This is a genomic window from Calothrix sp. CCY 0018 (assembly GCF_963920925.1).
Lineage (GTDB): Bacteria > Cyanobacteriota > Cyanobacteriia > Cyanobacteriales > Nostocaceae > Rivularia.
The window spans coordinates 29,075-44,224 of sequence record NZ_CAWUDI010000045.1 but is presented as its reverse complement, the minus strand read 5'-3'; the positions used below and the strand labels follow the sequence as shown (position 1 = coordinate 44,224).

The 15,150-nt window shown below is 37.7% G+C and carries 22 protein-coding genes; 5 read left to right on the top strand and 17 right to left on the bottom strand.

Annotated elements, in window-relative coordinates; all coding sequences use genetic code 11:
* Position 1: 1 nt before the first annotated feature.
* Positions 2 to 763 carry a hypothetical protein gene (locus tag ACM03V_RS26745; protein WP_414623843.1) on the top strand — a complete coding sequence of 254 codons (762 nt, stop codon included), beginning with the start codon at positions 2 to 4 and terminating at the stop codon, positions 761 to 763.
* A 24-nt stretch (positions 764 to 787) separates the two neighbouring features.
* Here ACM03V_RS26745 and ACM03V_RS26740 read toward each other — a convergent pair whose 3' ends face one another.
* Positions 788 to 1,258 (bottom strand): cupin domain-containing protein, encoded by a 471-nt coding sequence (locus ACM03V_RS26740; RefSeq protein ID WP_414623842.1) that lies wholly within the window; start codon positions 1,256 to 1,258, stop codon positions 788 to 790.
* Between the two features lie 269 nt (positions 1,259 to 1,527).
* Between ACM03V_RS26740 and ACM03V_RS26735 the strand changes: the two genes are divergently transcribed.
* Positions 1,528 to 1,962, top strand: coding sequence for an excalibur calcium-binding domain-containing protein (locus ACM03V_RS26735; RefSeq protein ID WP_414623841.1), 435 nt, complete (start codon positions 1,528 to 1,530; stop codon positions 1,960 to 1,962).
* 236 nt (positions 1,963 to 2,198) lie between these two features.
* Positions 2,199 to 2,612 (top strand): Hsp20/alpha crystallin family protein, encoded by a 414-nt coding sequence (locus ACM03V_RS26730; protein WP_414621548.1) that lies wholly within the window; start codon positions 2,199 to 2,201, stop codon positions 2,610 to 2,612.
* A gap of 157 nt (positions 2,613 to 2,769) precedes the next feature.
* Here the strand turns inward: ACM03V_RS26730 and ACM03V_RS26725 are convergent, their stop codons facing one another.
* The 5 genes from ACM03V_RS26725 to ACM03V_RS26705 form a co-directional block, all read right to left on the bottom strand.
* Positions 2,770 to 3,237 (bottom strand): hypothetical protein, encoded by a 468-nt coding sequence (locus tag ACM03V_RS26725; RefSeq protein ID WP_414623840.1) that lies wholly within the window; start codon positions 3,235 to 3,237, stop codon positions 2,770 to 2,772.
* A gap of 250 nt (positions 3,238 to 3,487) precedes the next feature.
* Entirely contained in the window at positions 3,488 to 3,829 is a 342-nt protein-coding gene (locus tag ACM03V_RS26720) for a KGK domain-containing protein (RefSeq protein WP_414623839.1), read from the bottom strand.
* 47 nt (positions 3,830 to 3,876) lie between these two features.
* Entirely contained in the window at positions 3,877 to 4,350 is a 474-nt protein-coding gene (locus ACM03V_RS26715) for a hypothetical protein (protein WP_414623838.1), read from the bottom strand.
* 49 nt (positions 4,351 to 4,399) lie between these two features.
* Positions 4,400 to 5,332, bottom strand: a complete 933-nt coding sequence (locus tag ACM03V_RS26710) for a hypothetical protein (protein ID WP_414623837.1) — start codon at positions 5,330 to 5,332, stop codon at positions 4,400 to 4,402.
* Between the two features lie 76 nt (positions 5,333 to 5,408).
* Entirely contained in the window at positions 5,409 to 5,654 is a 246-nt protein-coding gene (locus tag ACM03V_RS26705; RefSeq protein ID WP_414623836.1) for a helix-turn-helix domain-containing protein, read from the bottom strand.
* Positions 5,655 to 6,046: 392 nt separating this feature from the next.
* On the opposite strand from ACM03V_RS26705, the gene ACM03V_RS26700 reads away from it, so the two are divergent.
* On the top strand, positions 6,047 to 6,481 hold the full coding sequence (locus tag ACM03V_RS26700) for a hypothetical protein (RefSeq protein ID WP_414623835.1): 435 nt from the start codon (positions 6,047 to 6,049) through the stop codon (positions 6,479 to 6,481).
* Positions 6,482 to 6,486: 5 nt separating this feature from the next.
* On the opposite strand, the gene ACM03V_RS26695 is transcribed toward ACM03V_RS26700, so the two are convergent.
* The 8 genes from ACM03V_RS26695 to ACM03V_RS26660 all read right to left on the bottom strand — a co-directional run bounded on the left by ACM03V_RS26695 (position 6,487) and on the right by ACM03V_RS26660 (position 12,105).
* Complete coding sequence (locus ACM03V_RS26695; RefSeq protein WP_414623834.1) at positions 6,487 to 6,639, bottom strand: hypothetical protein; 153 nt, start codon at positions 6,637 to 6,639, stop codon at positions 6,487 to 6,489.
* Positions 6,640 to 6,645: 6 nt separating this feature from the next.
* Positions 6,646 to 6,783 carry a hypothetical protein gene (locus ACM03V_RS26690; RefSeq protein WP_414623833.1) on the bottom strand — a complete coding sequence of 46 codons (138 nt, stop codon included), beginning with the start codon at positions 6,781 to 6,783 and terminating at the stop codon, positions 6,646 to 6,648.
* On the bottom strand, positions 6,776 to 7,129 hold the full coding sequence (locus ACM03V_RS26685; RefSeq protein WP_414623832.1) for a hypothetical protein: 354 nt from the start codon (positions 7,127 to 7,129) through the stop codon (positions 6,776 to 6,778). Before ACM03V_RS26685 ends, ACM03V_RS26690 begins: the two co-directional genes overlap by 8 nt.
* Entirely contained in the window at positions 7,129 to 7,464 is a 336-nt protein-coding gene (locus ACM03V_RS26680) for a DUF5674 family protein (protein WP_414623831.1), read from the bottom strand. The genes ACM03V_RS26685 and ACM03V_RS26680 overlap by 1 nt, the downstream gene beginning before the upstream one ends.
* 233 nt (positions 7,465 to 7,697) lie before the next feature.
* Positions 7,698 to 8,207 (bottom strand): cupin domain-containing protein, encoded by a 510-nt coding sequence (locus tag ACM03V_RS26675; protein ID WP_414623830.1) that lies wholly within the window; start codon positions 8,205 to 8,207, stop codon positions 7,698 to 7,700.
* A gap of 454 nt (positions 8,208 to 8,661) precedes the next feature.
* Positions 8,662 to 9,642 carry a hypothetical protein gene (locus ACM03V_RS26670; RefSeq protein WP_414623829.1) on the bottom strand — a complete coding sequence of 327 codons (981 nt, stop codon included), beginning with the start codon at positions 9,640 to 9,642 and terminating at the stop codon, positions 8,662 to 8,664.
* Positions 9,643 to 10,382: 740 nt separating this feature from the next.
* Positions 10,383 to 11,363 carry a DNA N-6-adenine-methyltransferase gene (locus ACM03V_RS26665; protein ID WP_414623828.1) on the bottom strand — a complete coding sequence of 327 codons (981 nt, stop codon included), beginning with the start codon at positions 11,361 to 11,363 and terminating at the stop codon, positions 10,383 to 10,385.
* Positions 11,299 to 12,105, bottom strand: a complete 807-nt coding sequence (locus ACM03V_RS26660; RefSeq protein WP_414623827.1) for a DNA cytosine methyltransferase — start codon at positions 12,103 to 12,105, stop codon at positions 11,299 to 11,301. Before ACM03V_RS26660 ends, ACM03V_RS26665 begins: the two co-directional genes overlap by 65 nt.
* A gap of 51 nt (positions 12,106 to 12,156) precedes the next feature.
* Here ACM03V_RS26660 and ACM03V_RS26655 point away from each other — a divergent pair, with 51 nt between their 5' ends.
* Positions 12,157 to 12,354 carry a hypothetical protein gene (locus ACM03V_RS26655; RefSeq protein ID WP_414623826.1) on the top strand — a complete coding sequence of 66 codons (198 nt, stop codon included), beginning with the start codon at positions 12,157 to 12,159 and terminating at the stop codon, positions 12,352 to 12,354.
* A 118-nt stretch (positions 12,355 to 12,472) separates the two neighbouring features.
* Here the strand turns inward: ACM03V_RS26655 and dnaB are convergent, their stop codons facing one another.
* Genes dnaB through ACM03V_RS26640 form a run of 3 tightly spaced genes read right to left on the bottom strand, consistent with a single transcriptional unit; the run spans position 12,473 to position 15,007 of the window.
* Positions 12,473 to 13,825, bottom strand: a complete 1,353-nt coding sequence (gene dnaB, locus ACM03V_RS26650) for a replicative DNA helicase (protein ID WP_414623825.1) — start codon at positions 13,823 to 13,825, stop codon at positions 12,473 to 12,475.
* Positions 13,818 to 14,804 carry a hypothetical protein gene (locus ACM03V_RS26645; RefSeq protein WP_414623824.1) on the bottom strand — a complete coding sequence of 329 codons (987 nt, stop codon included), beginning with the start codon at positions 14,802 to 14,804 and terminating at the stop codon, positions 13,818 to 13,820. Before ACM03V_RS26645 ends, dnaB begins: the two co-directional genes overlap by 8 nt.
* The gene (locus tag ACM03V_RS26640; RefSeq protein ID WP_414623823.1) at positions 14,801 to 15,007 is read right to left on the bottom strand and encodes a hypothetical protein; all 207 of its coding nucleotides are present in this window, start codon (positions 15,005 to 15,007) and stop codon (positions 14,801 to 14,803) included. Before ACM03V_RS26640 ends, ACM03V_RS26645 begins: the two co-directional genes overlap by 4 nt.
* Positions 15,008 to 15,150: the final 143 nt, after the last annotated feature.

Sequence of the window (15,150 nt, the reverse complement as noted above, 5' to 3'; positions counted from 1 at the left end):
AATGAATCAAATCCTAAGTATTGCTGTATCATCATTATCAGTAATTTCCACTAAAGGTCTAGCAATGATGATCCGCTCATATACTTCGTGGTTAATTCCGGGAATCCTCGCTTTGATTGGTTTTGGGTCGAATGTAGGAAGCGTAAAGGCACAGACTACATACCCATTTGATGCCACCTATGACGCATCATCTACCCTACTTAATCCGATTACTGAAGAGATAACATCACAGACTATATCAGGAGTAAGTAATAATGCACCTTTGGGTTTAACTAAAGCTAGTGGTGTACTTTATATAAAAAGTGATTTAAGTAATAATTCTTACAGCTTTAGTAGCAATCCAGAAACATTCGGTTTACAAGGTCTGCCGCGAGGTGGAGTGACATTATTTGGAGAAGGAGAAAATAAACTATTTTATGAAGTTGAAAACGGTACAGGAGTTATTGATTTAGCCAATTTAACAACTACTGGCACTAATATTAACAACATCACTGGTGGTGAAGGTTTATTTCAAGGTGCTACTGGCACGTTTACTGGTTCTGAAGTTTATCAAATTGACAATCTTTTAGTAAACCCAACGAGTACTAGTACAGGTACCGTAAGAATAACTGGCACGATTGAAGTACCTTTAACTCAAAAAGTTCCAGAATCAAACAATGTTGCTGCATTAACTGGGATAGGTATAATTGGGACTACTTTTTTATTGCGCCGACGATGTAAAACTGCTTCTGTTTTGAGTGAAAGCAACTATCGCGCCCGGTAAAAATTAAATTTACAAGTAACTTTATTAATTAATAGTTTCTACTGGCTCTTGGTCAAATTGCCGCATTAATTCTAAAAGCGCTTCCCGGTCTGGCTTTTGACCGTCCTTTATAAGTTCAGCCAAACCCTCAAAGTACTTTTCGCGTTCCCCTCCAGGAGTAAACATAATTAATAACTTCGCAGGTTTTGTACTTAGATTGGCAAATGTATGAGGCGTACCGCGAGGCACAAGTACAAACGCTCCGGGCTGACCTTGTATCGTTTGATTGCCAACCTTGATTTCTACTTCTCCCTCTAACACATAAAACATTTCTTCCATCTGACGGTGAATATGTAATACTGGCGCAGTACCACCAGGCCCGATTACATTCTCAAACAATCCTAAGTGTCCGTGAGTATCGCTACCAACCGCTTTAAATATAACTTCGCTATTGCCAATTGTCAGGCGATCGCCCTCTTGGGGAGCTAGTACAATTTCTTTGATGGGTAAAGTCATTTGAATTTTTCCCTTGCTTACTAAAAATGTATATTTTTGAAAAGTTAAAGAAGTGCTGCCATATTTTCTCTATATAGCGATGATAATAGCGTAATTGCGACTTGACAGAGAATACTTGCCTTTGAGCGATTGGGCAACGCCCGCGCCCGTGAATGATGATCGCATCTGCTACCTCATAAAGAGCGATTGCCGTCCCCCATGACCCAAATCACAACCCGTAGAGCAACAATACAGTAGATATACTGTTAGAAAATTTGTAGGGAAGTGAAATGAGAAAGGTAAGATTGTGCTTATTATGGGCGATCGCTGTTGGAATAACTGGCTGTCAACCAAAATATGAATCGGAGATGCAATTGATTGTGGAGCCAAATGCAACATCGTCTCCTACTGTAGATGTTACTTCCACTCCTACAACCGAACGCATATACGTTCCTGCTTACCAAAATCCAGTTAATCTTAATAAAGTACCAAGCGATCGCCCGGTTAGGGATAATGAAGATGAGCGATCGCCTATATCGCCTGCATCCAAACCACAACAAGTTGAAAATCAAACACCTGTAACCAACAGTTCGACTATCCCAGCACAATCGGGTAGTTGCAAGGAACTCCGCGCCAGGGGAATTACGAATATTGATGTGAGTATCAACCCTTGGGCAAGTCGGTTGGATCGTGATAACGATGGGGTAGCTTGCGAGTCAAATTGATATTCTAGCTAATAGTTTGTAGCTTAAATATAACTATTACAAATTATAATTCGAGTAAACCGTACCAATAATATTAAAGTTTACCGTACCTCTAATTGTCCCTATTTAATTGGTCGGTATTCAACATTAACTAGGTGATATAAACCGAATTCACTGCTCATTTAATAATCACTACTATAGGAATCAAAGAAACAAATTGAAACTACTAATTAAGCAAACATCTAGGAGTTAATCAAATGGCTATTGCACGTTACAACCCTTGGGCAGAAATGAACGCAATGCAACGTCAACTTGACCGGGTTTTTGAAGATATTCAAACACCAGCATTTAGAACTCCAGCAGCCGAACTGACCGAAACTGAAGATGCGCTGCATTTAAGACTCGAACTTCCTGGGATGTCGCCTGAAGATGTAGATATTGAAGTTACCGCCAATGCAGTCAAAGTAATTGCAGAACGCAAAGCAGAGCATAAAGATGATACTCGTTCTGAATTCTACTACGGTAAGTTCCAGCGTGTAATTCCCCTCAAAGTAAGAATTCAAAATACTAACGTTACCGCAGAATATAAAGACGGTATTTTGAATTTAACACTACCTAAAAGCGAAGAAGAAAAGAACAAGGTAGTTAAAGTTAGCTTGGAACAAAATTAAGATTTCTTGTACGTAAGTGCTGTGTGACATTGTAATGTGTGAAGCCCGGTTGCTAAGTCAACTGGGCTTTTTTGTTTGTTGTAGTAAAGTAGTGAAGATTTAGTATTATTTCATATTTTTACAAAACTAATCTTGCATTTACGCCGATAGAGGAACATTAAGAAACACGCTTTATAGCTCCATCTATTTTTTCAAAATCAATTCGAGTAGATTCTGTGAAATCTGGTGATAAAATATTTTGTTCGGATAGCCTTTTAAGATTACTTGTAACATAGCTATATTCAGTAATAGCCATTGGCTTATCTTTAGATAATAAAGCATTCTCAAGATAGCCGATATGAGTAGGTAATTCCGTTTTCATTTCTCCTGGAAGTTTTGAAGCAACTTGATTAACCTTCTTCGTAATATTTTCTATTATTTCTGAAATTTGAGCATACCCTAAATCTTCATCCTCTATATCTGAGGTAAAAAATTCATCGATATTACCGTTATCTAATTTTACTCGGTATTTATTTCGTAAACCAAAATTATTTACTAACATTTCGCTATTAATCTTACCGTGCTGGTTTCTGTATTCGTCTTGTAGCACAACAACACGTTCGCCTTTATTATAAAATTCAGCCATAATAGACAGCCTACTCTTCTTTAAAACGGTACATAACTACATTATCATCTCGTGTTATTTCGGAATTAAAAAAAGAGTACGGCGGGATAATTGCTATTTCTGCTGTAGACAAAATTTTCTCTGTGCGATCGCATTTACTTAAAGTTCACGCAGTTGGCGCGATCGCTCTTCGAGTAAAGCTGTTCAGATCGCTTGTGCGGAGGACATAGTACGGCTCAGCGTTGTTGGAGGCGATCGTTCCTCAAAACCTTTATATTTCATCATTCGAGAAATATTTATCTTGCGATAATTCAGGAAAGTCGTTTATAAGCTCATCGGGACAAAATTCCATAACTAATCTGGCTCTTAATCTTCCTTTTTGTAAGCCTGTAGAACCAGATTTAAAAACCTCACAGCCTATACCTTCTTTAAATAACGTTTGCCCTTTAGCGTCCTTTATATTCAATCTTCGCCTAATTACTTTTGCAAACTGTTCCGACTTAACTTGTACGTCATCAAAACCATGCGATGCTAAATTTAGCTGACGACCAATATCTTGATGATTAAGAGATATGATTTCCCCATCGTTTACTGGTTGGAATTCGTTGTTCATGTTTATTTGTGTAGTTAAATTATATTAATTACAGAAAACAATACAGTTTATAAACATATTGTTTCTCCCCACTTCAACTTGGAAGATACCGTAAGCTCCGATGGATCAAAACATTTAAAACGCCTGATATTACCATCGTGCATTAACCCAACAGTAATTGACCAGTCTGTTTGATATTGTCCAAAATTTACCTGTGCAACATTAGAACAATTTCTAATTATTCGAGTAGTAGCAATCTTTAAAAACTGAGGCGAATTCATGATGTCTCCCGTAGCCTGACCCTCAAAAGCAAAGTCAAAAGCTAATGGACGATTATAAGGATAATCTTCTTCATATTTGGATATATCCCTTACATCAAACCTCAACTTAACATTTCGATTTTCTATAAGTTTTTGTGCTACTTCTTTAGTTTCCGAAATGCATTTTTCTTTTGATGATACTTCTGTAGCTAATACAGGGGAATTGGAAATGCAAGATAAGCTTAAAGTTAATAACCCGACAATAATTTTTTGAATGTGCATATTAATATAGATTAATTTGAAATGTTTGGATTTAAAAATATTCATTTTATTAATAATTATCCCGTTCCCCTCTTTGTGCCATTTGTATCGCCTCATCTTCCGTCCACTGTCGCTGTTGGTGTAAATCTGGAGTACTTATAAACTGGTTCAAAATCGAATTATCCCCGGTGATTTGAGCAATTACTTGAGCTACAGTTTTGCAGCAGCTATGGGGGTGACAAACAACTTGTTGTTCGCTAAATCGAATTACAACCCAGTTCTTATCGTAAAAAAAATTATTCCGATTGTTGTCTCTTCTGGCTCCTGCATAGTGAGTAGGTTGCCCGGTGTGATAAACATAAGGTTCATCTACTTCAATATCGATGTAGAGGTTTATTGCACGGTCAATGTAAGCAATATCTGGGGTAAAAGGATGTGGAAAGTCAGGGATTTCAAGAGTTAATCCAACGTGGGTTTGATTAGGAAAATATCGTCGAAGGTAACTTCTAAATCTTTCTTCAGATGCACCCTCTTGCGCCGAACTGCAATCGCCATCGTGCGGAACGGTATATGCAAGTACTTCTAGTAATTGATTGCGCTGCCATTGAGCAATCCGTTCTGGAGTTTGAGCTATTCTTTGTTCTTCTTCATGTCTACGTTGTCTTTCTTCATATTGTGAACGTTGTATCCCGTAATCTTTTTCTTGATGTCTGTATTCCTGTAAGCGCTTAGGATAACTATCAAATTGCTGCCATGCCTGGATAGCAATTGCACCAGCAGCAATAAGAAATAACAACAAACCCGGTATAGATGTTGCTTGAGAAAAAATAGGAGCAGCGATAGCAGCTATCGTTGTTTCTACAGCAATAAGCGTAATGTTCTGGCGAGAAGGTTCTTCTCCAAGCTGAGATGGTGGTGCTTCCGTAAAGCGTACAGCAGGTGGTATTGCTGACTGCACTTGCTCAATCTCTTTAGGAATCCGAATAATAGGAAAATAACTCATGAAACTGTTTGGGTAGATGGCAGCATAATCTTTTTTGCTTTATTTGCTTAAAAAAAGATAACCTATTTATTACTAATTAATCCGCATATCTTGACAGCAAATTTTCTCCGCGATTGCCCATTTCAACGAGCAACGATTCAACCTTTTCCATAGCCAAAGGTGAAGGATTAGAACGTCCGTTTTCCCAACGATTAATCGTTAAGCAAGTTACTCCTAATTGTGCTGCAAATTTCTCTTGGGTTAATCTAGTTAAAAGCCGCAATTCACGAATAAGTTCACCTACCTCCGGCTGGTTGATAACCAAAGGTTTTTTGATATTCATGTATTAAAATTGAACAGAATATTAAATGCATGAGATGATGTATCACCTGATTTATATTAGTTATCTTTCACTCTAAACAGGTAGGGTAACTCTACTGAATTAGATAAATTAGCTAAAAAGTATGTTTTTAACTAATAATTTAAGTATTTATATTTATAAAAAGAATAACTATTAATAAAGTTTCATTAAAAAGAAGATAAGGAGACGTACCGATATACGTCCCGGTGTCGTCTCCGTCTTCGCCAACTTCTTTATTTCGTCTAAATATCAATTCACAAAGGGCTTTACAGTATTTATCAGTAACTATTTTTTGATATCTTCATACTTACTCTCTAGTCGTTAACTATACATTAGTGTTACGGTCTAAGAATTAGCAATTCAATTTTAAACCGATGAATAAACTAGTTGCAGCTTTAAGTATTTTGGCAATTTCATTACCGTTGCCTGCGGTAGCCAGTAACATAAATGATGATATGGATTTCTTTGCAACTAACAGTAATTTGATAATTGCACTGGATAATAAAACGAATACAGCTTGTTCTTTTAATACAAAAACTGGTTCTGTCGTAAAAATGTCTGGCGTTAAATTTACCAATACTAGAATGGTCGGAGCTTCCTATTGGTGGGGAACATTGAGCGGTAATCTTAACCATTTTCTAAACCCGAAAACCTTAAAAATTAACAAAATAAAAGGCAAGTGGAGTGACAATAATGCAATGCTAATAAAGAGGCATCATCACGAAAATCATGGTGATTACACTGCATATTTAGGTTCAACGTGTGTTAAAAAAGGTGGGTTAGCTCAAATAGCTAAGGTTTGGCAATAGTCGTATTAAAAATATATTCCCAACATTCTTAATATTTCTCTTACTGATGCTTTCTCCACCTCCAACTGCTGCACCTGGGACAATAATCGTTTGGGAATATATTTAGTGAATTTAACTCTCGCGATCGCATCGCTCTTACTATCTAAAAATTGTCCCATCCCTAACTATTTTTTACGCTTTACTCTATGAATAAAGCTGATTATTTCTTCAATTGGAATATTACGCGATCGCTCAACCATTTTATTATCTACGCAACAGTAAGCATTATCCATACCGGGTAAAGCAATATTAGCGTCAAGCAATTTTAGAATCTGCCACCACTAATAAACCCGACATATCCAGTACTCGTTCCGACCAATTAGCAGCAACAGCGGCAAGATTTACAATTTCGGTTGAATTATTAATTTTATTTACCCACTCTTGTAACAATTTTTGCAACTGTGTTAACTCAACGTGATGGGGATGATTTTGTTTCTGTAATAAATTGACATAAAGTAAACTTTCTTCTAATAACACTGGAACTATTTCATGACTAGCATTTTTTTGACTCCAAGATTTAAGACGTGCTAAACTCGCTGCCAGTTCTCCCAATTGTTGGGGTATCGGTTGATTTAAAAAACTTGCTTCAATTGCACTCCAATTAGGCATCAGAATTCTCCTAGCAACTGCTTGGTAATAGTGGTAATTCTTTCTCTAATGATAGGGGATTGGACTATCATAGTACGATTGTTTTGGCTGGGGCGAATATTGATAATCGACTCAAACACTATTTCTTGGGTGTAAGGACACCAATCAGCACCCCACAAATCTTTTTGTTTGCTACCATTTTTTAATAATTCTTGCTCGCATTCATAATGACGTTCCGCACCACCAGCTAAAACTTCACGTTCAATATCAACTACTATTTTAATAAATACTCCCCAAGTTACGAGCATTTCATCTAATTGTTCTTTTGTGGCGCGACCGCGAATTATTAAAATCAATCTGTTACACCCCAATTCAAGTTTTAATAGAAGTCATTAGCAAAATAATTTTAAACCTTTTCTTGATATAAATTAACGTTCATAATGCCAATTAAACTAGGGTAAGATACCGTTATTTCTAACAATGGCTACAGATTTATTCCCAACAACTGCAATATTTCTCTTACTGGTGTTTTCTCCACTTCCAACTGCTGCACTTGGGATAATAACCGTTTGGGAATATACTTTGATGACTATTCTATAATGCTTCCCAGCAAAATTTGACCGTAAATTTGGTTAAAATCTTCTGAAGGTTTTACTAAAAAATCCTTTTTCTCATTGGTAAGTTCGGTACGATAGCTTGGTTGGTTTAATCGATTAGTTATATTCAATGTTTCCAAGCCATCATCGCCAACTTCTTTAATTGTATGAACGATGTTTGATGGAAAAAATAAGGTTTTACCTGGTCTGAGGTCTATATCAATCGACTGTTTACTATCATTACAAATAAAAGAAAAAATCCCTGAACCGCTAACCACAACAATAACTGTATCAACTGGGTGAGAATGATATTCTAAAGGAGCTTGATTATCTTGTTTTAGTGGATCGTATACCAAACGCGCTGAGATACGATTCTCATCACCAAATAAATGTTGGGAAATAGACAATGGCTGATCGTGACGACCGTGTTCTGTAATTAATTCATCAAAAGATAAATGCCAAATATCAAGACAAAAAAAGTTAGGATCGTGATAGGATCTCACACAGCCTTCTTCACTTTCCCATATATTTTTAATGTATGAAGAGAAGCTTTCAGGAGAAATATGGTAAGATAAAATGTCGCTAATAAAGACTTCCAGATTCATTTACTCAAAATTAATACAATACTTAGTTATTTATAATAAAATTATAGTTTAGTAGAACACGTCACAAATAAAATAACCGTTGGGACTGGTTAAAATTAACATAATTTTAGCATTTAAAAATGGTAAGTATATTTACACTATACGGTGCTAATTTTTTATTTTGGATCTTCAGTACTTATTATGCTAAAAATGCTTACATAAATATTGAAAGCATCGCCATGTGATAGATTCAGGCCTTTTTCACTAATATTTCTTGCTTGTTTACAGTTTGAAGCTTCAAACTTATGTTAAAAATAAAACTTTAGTTCTTAACTAACAATTTGACACACTAGGTACTGAAGAGATGTTATTTTTATCTTTTAATACATTTGTGGACAATCGATATACGTTCTGATGGTCTATTTATAGGTACTTGAAAAACGATCGCAAATGGTTCATCTGTAGTTATGGGATTCCGTTTTTCTATTTTTAAGTCGGAGTAGGCACGTTTCCATCCGCCACGACTCATATGTAATCCTATATCGTGAGTACCCCATTCCGTGCCTCCTCCACATACAATAAATACTTTATTATTTATGCGAAACTTTGCAAATAAAGCATAATCAACGTCATCATTTGGCCGAAAAGTTTGAGAATCAAGTAATACTGAGTGAGATATCCATCGTGTTTTATCTACAAGCTCATTAGAATTATCAAAAAAACCAGCTTTTATTAAAACTTTTGACAAGTTTTTATCTTGATCTAGATTTGGGTCAATTAAGAAATATTTGTCACCAGATTTTTTTATGAATTCAATTACATTATTTGAAAGACCTATAAGAATATAAGTTTTAATTCCATCGTTATCATCATCTTTTACCTCTTCATCCCACTTTATTTGAGGAACAGGAAGACCAAGTTTAGAGAAAGTTGATACGAAATATGAAGCAGCAGCAACATCATTTTTTATAGCTGCCTTACTAGAATACTTCCAAACTATATTCTGTGCTTGCCGCTTAAAAGTATTGTTAGCCTGCGATGAGTTGTTTTGGTTAAGAGTAAACGCTGGAATAATAATTGCTATAGAGCCATTTATTTTATCATCACAACCAAAAAGTCTCAAAAAATTACGTTGATTAGAACGCTTTTCTATTCCCTCTGTAAGTAGCTCAATAATTTGAACAAGGCTAGTTGCTAAACCAGATGTAGATATACTTATACCAATCGTATAAAACGCTTCAGTAAATTTTAAATATTCTTTTGAAAGGATAGTTGCTATCAATAGTAAAGTTGAAGCTATTAACACAAGTATAGTAATAAAAAATTTGGTATTCCGAGCTAATAAATCCAGCATTAATTTAATTCCTTATATAGCAAAGTTTTATATAATTTTTTATATAAAAGGTAGGTTAAGATCCTTGTAAATATACCTTTTAACTATGGCAATGTATTATTTACAGGAAATAAAATCAGATAATTAAGGTTTAAAAGTTATCTATTATATTCTAATAAAGGATTAATTTTACTATAAGAATAAATTTATCAACAACGCTTTTAGCTAAAAATTTTCGCTTTCTTTGATTGCTTTTGAGAAAAATGAACAGATGATTACTATTGCTTTTAAAGATTTTTTCATCAGGCTAGACCACAAATTGAATGACACTAGTATGTCTACAAACTCACTGTACTATATTTCGGATTTTTCTAGTTTATTTAATTGGGTCAAATGAATAAGCTAATAATCCTATAGAAAATTATGCTGCGACTATGTAGCAAACTGACAAGTTAGTACTGATTTCTAAGGAGACACGCTTTCACTATTGCTTGTCTTATTTTACACTTTTTTAAAATGCTAATAGTTATAACAACCTATAAGTACCAAGAAAAATGGATACAACTTAGGCGATCGCTCCTGAGTTCAGCTTTTTCTTCTAGTGCAAATTGCTACTATCTTCATTACATTGACAGCGGTTAATAATAGTAATTAATTTTACCTGTACTTCAATAAAAATTATCGTTCCTAGAGGACAAAAGATAATCCTCTAGGAAACATTTATATTTAAGCTCTCATGGGACTTATGCAAGTATATTGAGTTACAGAAGTACACTTAATACTTGCAAAATTTTCCATACTGGAGTTTTTTGACTGTTTAAATCTTGTATTTGTTGTAATAAACGTTTAGGAATATACTTAGTAGTTTTAATTACTGCATTTCCATCACTCCACAGTTCATATTGATAATATGCTTCACAATACTCTTTACCGTTTTTAGTAATAGTGCGGTAATAGATGCAGCCGCTTCCCTCACCCCGGCTTCGACGTGTTTTCCTAGAGGAGTAATTTGTATCATCTAGGAATTCGTGTTTTTCCTCAGAAACACTTTGATTATTTAGTTTCTCATGTATCAACTCACCGAATTTTTCCGTATTCCTAGATGACTGATTTTTTACTTGTTTATCTTCTATGAACTTGCAGTCATCTTTCTCTTTAAAAGGGGATACCTGTTCAACTAACCTATCCTCTAAGAATTGACTAGGCACAGACACAAAACCATGCGGTTCAAACACTTCCTTAAACCGTTCCCAATTCTCCCCCCAGTAAACCAATACATGAGACTGCCGTGCAGCTAATTTGGGTTGATAATCTTCATCCAAAAACTTAATCCGACCCGTCCAAAAACAAACAACTTGAGTTTTTAGAAATGGACTGAGCCATTTAGTATCAGTAGCTGCCGGAACAAGAGCGATCGCTTCCCTTACCCTTCCCGATTCAAACTCAGCGCATAGCTTTTTCATCCACAACCCTGGACAACTGTAGGGAGGATTCATAAAAACACGCCCTTCCCACACAGCCGCTAGCCCATCCGAGTTAAAGGTGAAATGCGATCGCGCCGGAATATGTTTACCATCATCAGCGCATGGGTCGAGGTCGATAACGCCAAGTACCTGGATTATCAATTCAATGATGTGAGGTGGCGTATACCAGCAGTCTGAGGATTTTTTCTTACCCTTATTTGATGAGTGAGTTGAGGTACAAGACTCTGCGGAGGGCGATCGCGGCGATTCTGGGGTCAAGAATATTTCCGAGGGCTGCCCTTCTAGCTCTAGTAATTGAGTTGCCGCTCGGTGTTCCTGGGGGTCTGTCCACCCGATTGGTAGTCCAAATTCCTGCTCCAACCACTCTGGATTGTAGACTTCGTTCTTGGCGATTAACCCAATCTTCTTGGCTTTGGCTTCTGACTTGGTGTTCCCAGGGGGTCGCCCTTTCCCACTCCAACTCAAGGCTCCTGGACGCGGCAACGAGCAAGAGTCTTTCACCAGTCCATCTGGTTCCGAAGTAAAACCGCGTTCCGACAACAATCCATTGTGCATCGTACCCGCTTTCATGAAGCTCTTGGAGCATCTGTTGAAAATATGTTCCTTCTTTGTCTCCAGGTCGTCGGGGTGCCGATAACAGTCCGGGGACGTTTTCCAAACAGAAGTATTTAGGTTTGATTGTGCGGACAAGTTGCAGTACTGCGGGGATGCAGTCTCGATCGTCTGCTCCACTGAGTCGTTTTCCTTCAACGGTAAAGGGTTGACATGGTGGCGATGAGGTGATGCAGTCGATTCCCTCGATTCTGGGGAATTGTTTAACGTCGTCGTAGATGGGGACATCGGGGAAGCGTTGCTGCAATCTGTCTCTACACCACTCGTCGATTTCGCAGAGTCCGATGAGTTCAAATTCTCTAAGCTGCAATCCGGCGAGGGGAAATCCCGCCCCAACCCCGCTGCACAAATCGATCTGTCGCAGTTTTCTATTTCCCAACGTAACCATGCTTCCTCGTATTCTTGTAGTGATTCAAAATCATCAGGTAGGGGTGGTTCTATGCTTTCATCCCAGAAAACGGTAGGATTTCCAGTTTCATCAACTTTACGCGGTGTTTCTCCAAAATGTTTCGGGTTCCAACGTTCGGAAACTTCCGGCTGTATTTCTTCCTCACCCGTGGAAACTTCCACAACTGAGGAAACTTTTTCATGCGATTTTTCAGAGACATCATCAGGTTTGTCCCAAGCAGGGTCATAATTAGCACCATCCCAGTCGCGTTGATAAGAATTTTGGTATTGCTCAATATTAAAAAGTGTTGTCATTTTTCTGTATCCCGGTATGTTACTGATAACTGATAACTGTTAACTGCTCACTGTTAACGCTGTGCCAAATTTTTAAAACAAGTAAACTGTCCGTCAAACAGCAGTTTTATTGTTCCCGTTGATCCGCTTCTATTTTTGGCAATAATTACTTCTGCAATACCCCTATCAATCGTATCTGGGTGGTAATATTCATCCCGGTAAAGCAGCAGTACTAAATCCGAATCTTCCTCAATTCGCCCCGATTCTCTCAAGTCCGACATCATAGGGCGCTTGATATTCCGACTTTCTACACCACGATTTAACTGCGACAAGATGACAACAGTTGTGTTACATTCTCGTGCTAACTGTTTTAAACCTCTGGTGATTTTGCCGATTTGAAAAGCCAAATTAAAACTATCGCCATCTGTCCCTTCCATCAGCTGCAAATAATCAATTCCAACCATGCCAATGCGATGATGCTTGGCAATAAGCTGCTTAACTTTCGTCCGAATTGAATTGAGAGTTATTATGGGCGAATCATCGATGTAAATGGGTAATTCGCTTAATTTACTAATCGATTGCGCTAAAGATTCCCATTCGGTTTTGCTAATTTTACCGTTTTGTAAATAGCTTGATTCAATGGGCATATCAGTTGATAAAAATCTATCTCCCCATTCTTCCTTACCCATCTCAAGACTAAAAATTACGGTTGGCAGATGCTGATGTAGCGAAATATTAAAAGCTAAATTACCCAAAAACGATGACTTGCCCATCGCCGGACGACCAGCAATAGTTATCAGCTTTCCCGGTTTAAATCCTCCAATTACCGCATCTAAGTCATAAAATCCAGTATTAACGCCCCTTAGCGCTTTACCCATACTTTTTTCTTCAATACGTTCAAAGGCATCGAACAAAATATCTGATAGCGGAGTCGGCTCGGAATCTGAAGCGATCGCGCTGTTATTTACCTCCAGAATCTTTGAAGATGCCCTTTCTAACTGTTGGATTATTTCTTGGGTTTGGTCGTGCGCCAAGTCCAAAATTTCGCCGCTGGCTTTAATCAATTGCCGTCGGTGATATTTATCCATCACCAATGCCGCCAAGGCATCGATGTTAACTGCCGATACCGTCCGGTCTACAAGCGACGCTAATTGATTTCTACCACCAATTTTTGAGAGCTGATTGCGGTCTTCCATCCAGCTAATAACTGCGAGTAAATCTGTCGGCTTACCTTGGTTATCAAGTTCCAAGACTGCTTGATAAATATCGCGGTGGATGCCCAGGTAAAAAGCATTCGTCACAAGGATGTCCCGAATCCTGGCGATCGCACCTGGGTCGAGCAAGATTCCGCCTAAAATTGCTTGTTCTGCTTCGATACTTTGGGGAGGTAATTTGTCACTACAGGCAAAATTGGGATTATCAACCATACTTCCACTCCTGCATTATCGGATTATTTGCTAAAAGTTCGCGCACGTCCATGCGGGCAGATTTTGCCCAGTCGTACCAACATCGCTGAAAATCGTCCATAAAGAATTTTCGCAAGCCGCTATCGTCACCAAATCCAACTAGAATTTTTACGACCGACTGTAGCCGTCCGTACCACATTTGATGCTGGTATTCCTGGTAAACCTCAAATTTGTAAATTGATTTTTGATTTTTATTTTGCGTTTCGCGCCACTCGGAACATAATTCCTCATGATGAGCTTGAATCCACTTGATGGTTAGTTGTGGTGGTTTTGGTAGCTGGCTCGCTTTTTTCTTACCAAATTCTAAAAAGCTTTCTCTCTCGCCTTTTGAGAGAGTTTGTATAAAGTCTGGATAAGTCTGAATAGTCTGAGAGAAGCCAGAATCATTGCCTGGAGCGCTTTGCGGGCATCGTTTTTCTGAACTTCCAGAATTTTTTCTGGGATTCTGGAATTTTTTCTGGGATTCCGTAATTTTTTCTGGACTCTCAGAATTTTTTCTGGATTCCCAGAATTTTTCTGGATTCTCAGAATCGCACTCTTGTTGAGAGTCATTAACTGGTTCTTGTTGGGAGTCATCACAGTCTTCTTGCTGGGAGTTATCAACTGATTCTTGCTGAGAGTCATCACAGTCTTCTTGTTGAGAATTTACCCATTCGATGGTGATTCTGCCCGATTTGATGTTGATTGCGTGGCTTTCCTTGAGTCTGGCGATCGCTTCATAAACGCTGCTTTCTGGAAGAAGCCATCGTCGTGCAAACTCTTTGGGAATAACTGTAATAGAGCGATCGCAAAAAGGGTTTTCGTGCCTGAGCGCTAAGTGAACAAAGCCAACATTGTTTATCAGCTTGGCTTTACGGAGGGCAATAAGCTCTGCTTTTTGCAGCGGGTAAAATTCGCCCTGTACCTTCCCCTTCATATCTCTTTGTGGCTTGGGTATCATGGCTGTACCTCCTTGAAGGTTACGGTGATTCCAATCTCCAAGCAGGTTGCTTGAGCCAACGCCAATTTTGAATTGTTAAGTTCTACAAGATATGTCCAGAATCTCCATTCGGCAGCAGTTAATTTAGCTTTCTTGGGTTTTTTAGCTACGTCTGGAGTTAATGGGTAAAATTTACCTTGAATTTTGGTAGTGTTATGGGTCATAATGCACCTAAGTTTTAATATTTTTACCCCAGTCTGTTAATAAACACTGGGGGTATTTTTTTTGCGAACACTTCACAATTATCAACCGTTGATATTTAACAGTTAATATAGAAATACAAGCAGTTAAAGATTTCTTTAGTCCT

Excerpts from the sequence above, each read along its gene's own strand:
- ACM03V_RS26695 (WP_414623834.1), bottom strand. The coding sequence starts at position 6,639 with ATGGGACAATTTTTAGATAGTAAGAGCGATGCGATCGCGAGAGTTAAA.
- ACM03V_RS26660 (WP_414623827.1), bottom strand. The coding sequence starts at position 12,105 with ATGGTTACGTTGGGAAATAGAAAACTGCGACAGATCGATTTGTGCAGC.
- ACM03V_RS26720 (WP_414623839.1), bottom strand. The coding sequence starts at position 3,829 with ATGAACAACGAATTCCAACCAGTAAACGATGGGGAAATCATATCTCTT.
- ACM03V_RS26670 (WP_414623829.1), bottom strand. The coding sequence starts at position 9,642 with ATGCTGGATTTATTAGCTCGGAATACCAAATTTTTTATTACTATACTT.
- ACM03V_RS26730 (WP_414621548.1), top strand. The coding sequence starts at position 2,199 with ATGGCTATTGCACGTTACAACCCTTGGGCAGAAATGAACGCAATGCAA.
- ACM03V_RS26725 (WP_414623840.1), bottom strand. The coding sequence starts at position 3,237 with ATGGCTGAATTTTATAATAAAGGCGAACGTGTTGTTGTGCTACAAGAC.
- ACM03V_RS26645 (WP_414623824.1), bottom strand. The coding sequence starts at position 14,804 with ATGATACCCAAGCCACAAAGAGATATGAAGGGGAAGGTACAGGGCGAA.
- ACM03V_RS26700 (WP_414623835.1), top strand. The coding sequence starts at position 6,047 with ATGAATAAACTAGTTGCAGCTTTAAGTATTTTGGCAATTTCATTACCG.
- ACM03V_RS26685 (WP_414623832.1), bottom strand. The coding sequence starts at position 7,129 with ATGCCTAATTGGAGTGCAATTGAAGCAAGTTTTTTAAATCAACCGATA.
- ACM03V_RS26710 (WP_414623837.1), bottom strand. The coding sequence starts at position 5,332 with ATGAGTTATTTTCCTATTATTCGGATTCCTAAAGAGATTGAGCAAGTG.
- dnaB (WP_414623825.1), bottom strand. The coding sequence starts at position 13,825 with ATGGTTGATAATCCCAATTTTGCCTGTAGTGACAAATTACCTCCCCAA.
- ACM03V_RS26715 (WP_414623838.1), bottom strand. The coding sequence starts at position 4,350 with ATGCACATTCAAAAAATTATTGTCGGGTTATTAACTTTAAGCTTATCT.
- ACM03V_RS26740 (WP_414623842.1), bottom strand. The coding sequence starts at position 1,258 with ATGACTTTACCCATCAAAGAAATTGTACTAGCTCCCCAAGAGGGCGAT.
- ACM03V_RS26655 (WP_414623826.1), top strand. The coding sequence starts at position 12,157 with ATGCTTTCATCCCAGAAAACGGTAGGATTTCCAGTTTCATCAACTTTA.
- ACM03V_RS26735 (WP_414623841.1), top strand. The coding sequence starts at position 1,528 with ATGAGAAAGGTAAGATTGTGCTTATTATGGGCGATCGCTGTTGGAATA.
- ACM03V_RS26745 (WP_414623843.1), top strand. The coding sequence starts at position 2 with ATGAATCAAATCCTAAGTATTGCTGTATCATCATTATCAGTAATTTCC.
- ACM03V_RS26640 (WP_414623823.1), bottom strand. The coding sequence starts at position 15,007 with ATGACCCATAACACTACCAAAATTCAAGGTAAATTTTACCCATTAACT.
- ACM03V_RS26705 (WP_414623836.1), bottom strand. The coding sequence starts at position 5,654 with ATGAATATCAAAAAACCTTTGGTTATCAACCAGCCGGAGGTAGGTGAA.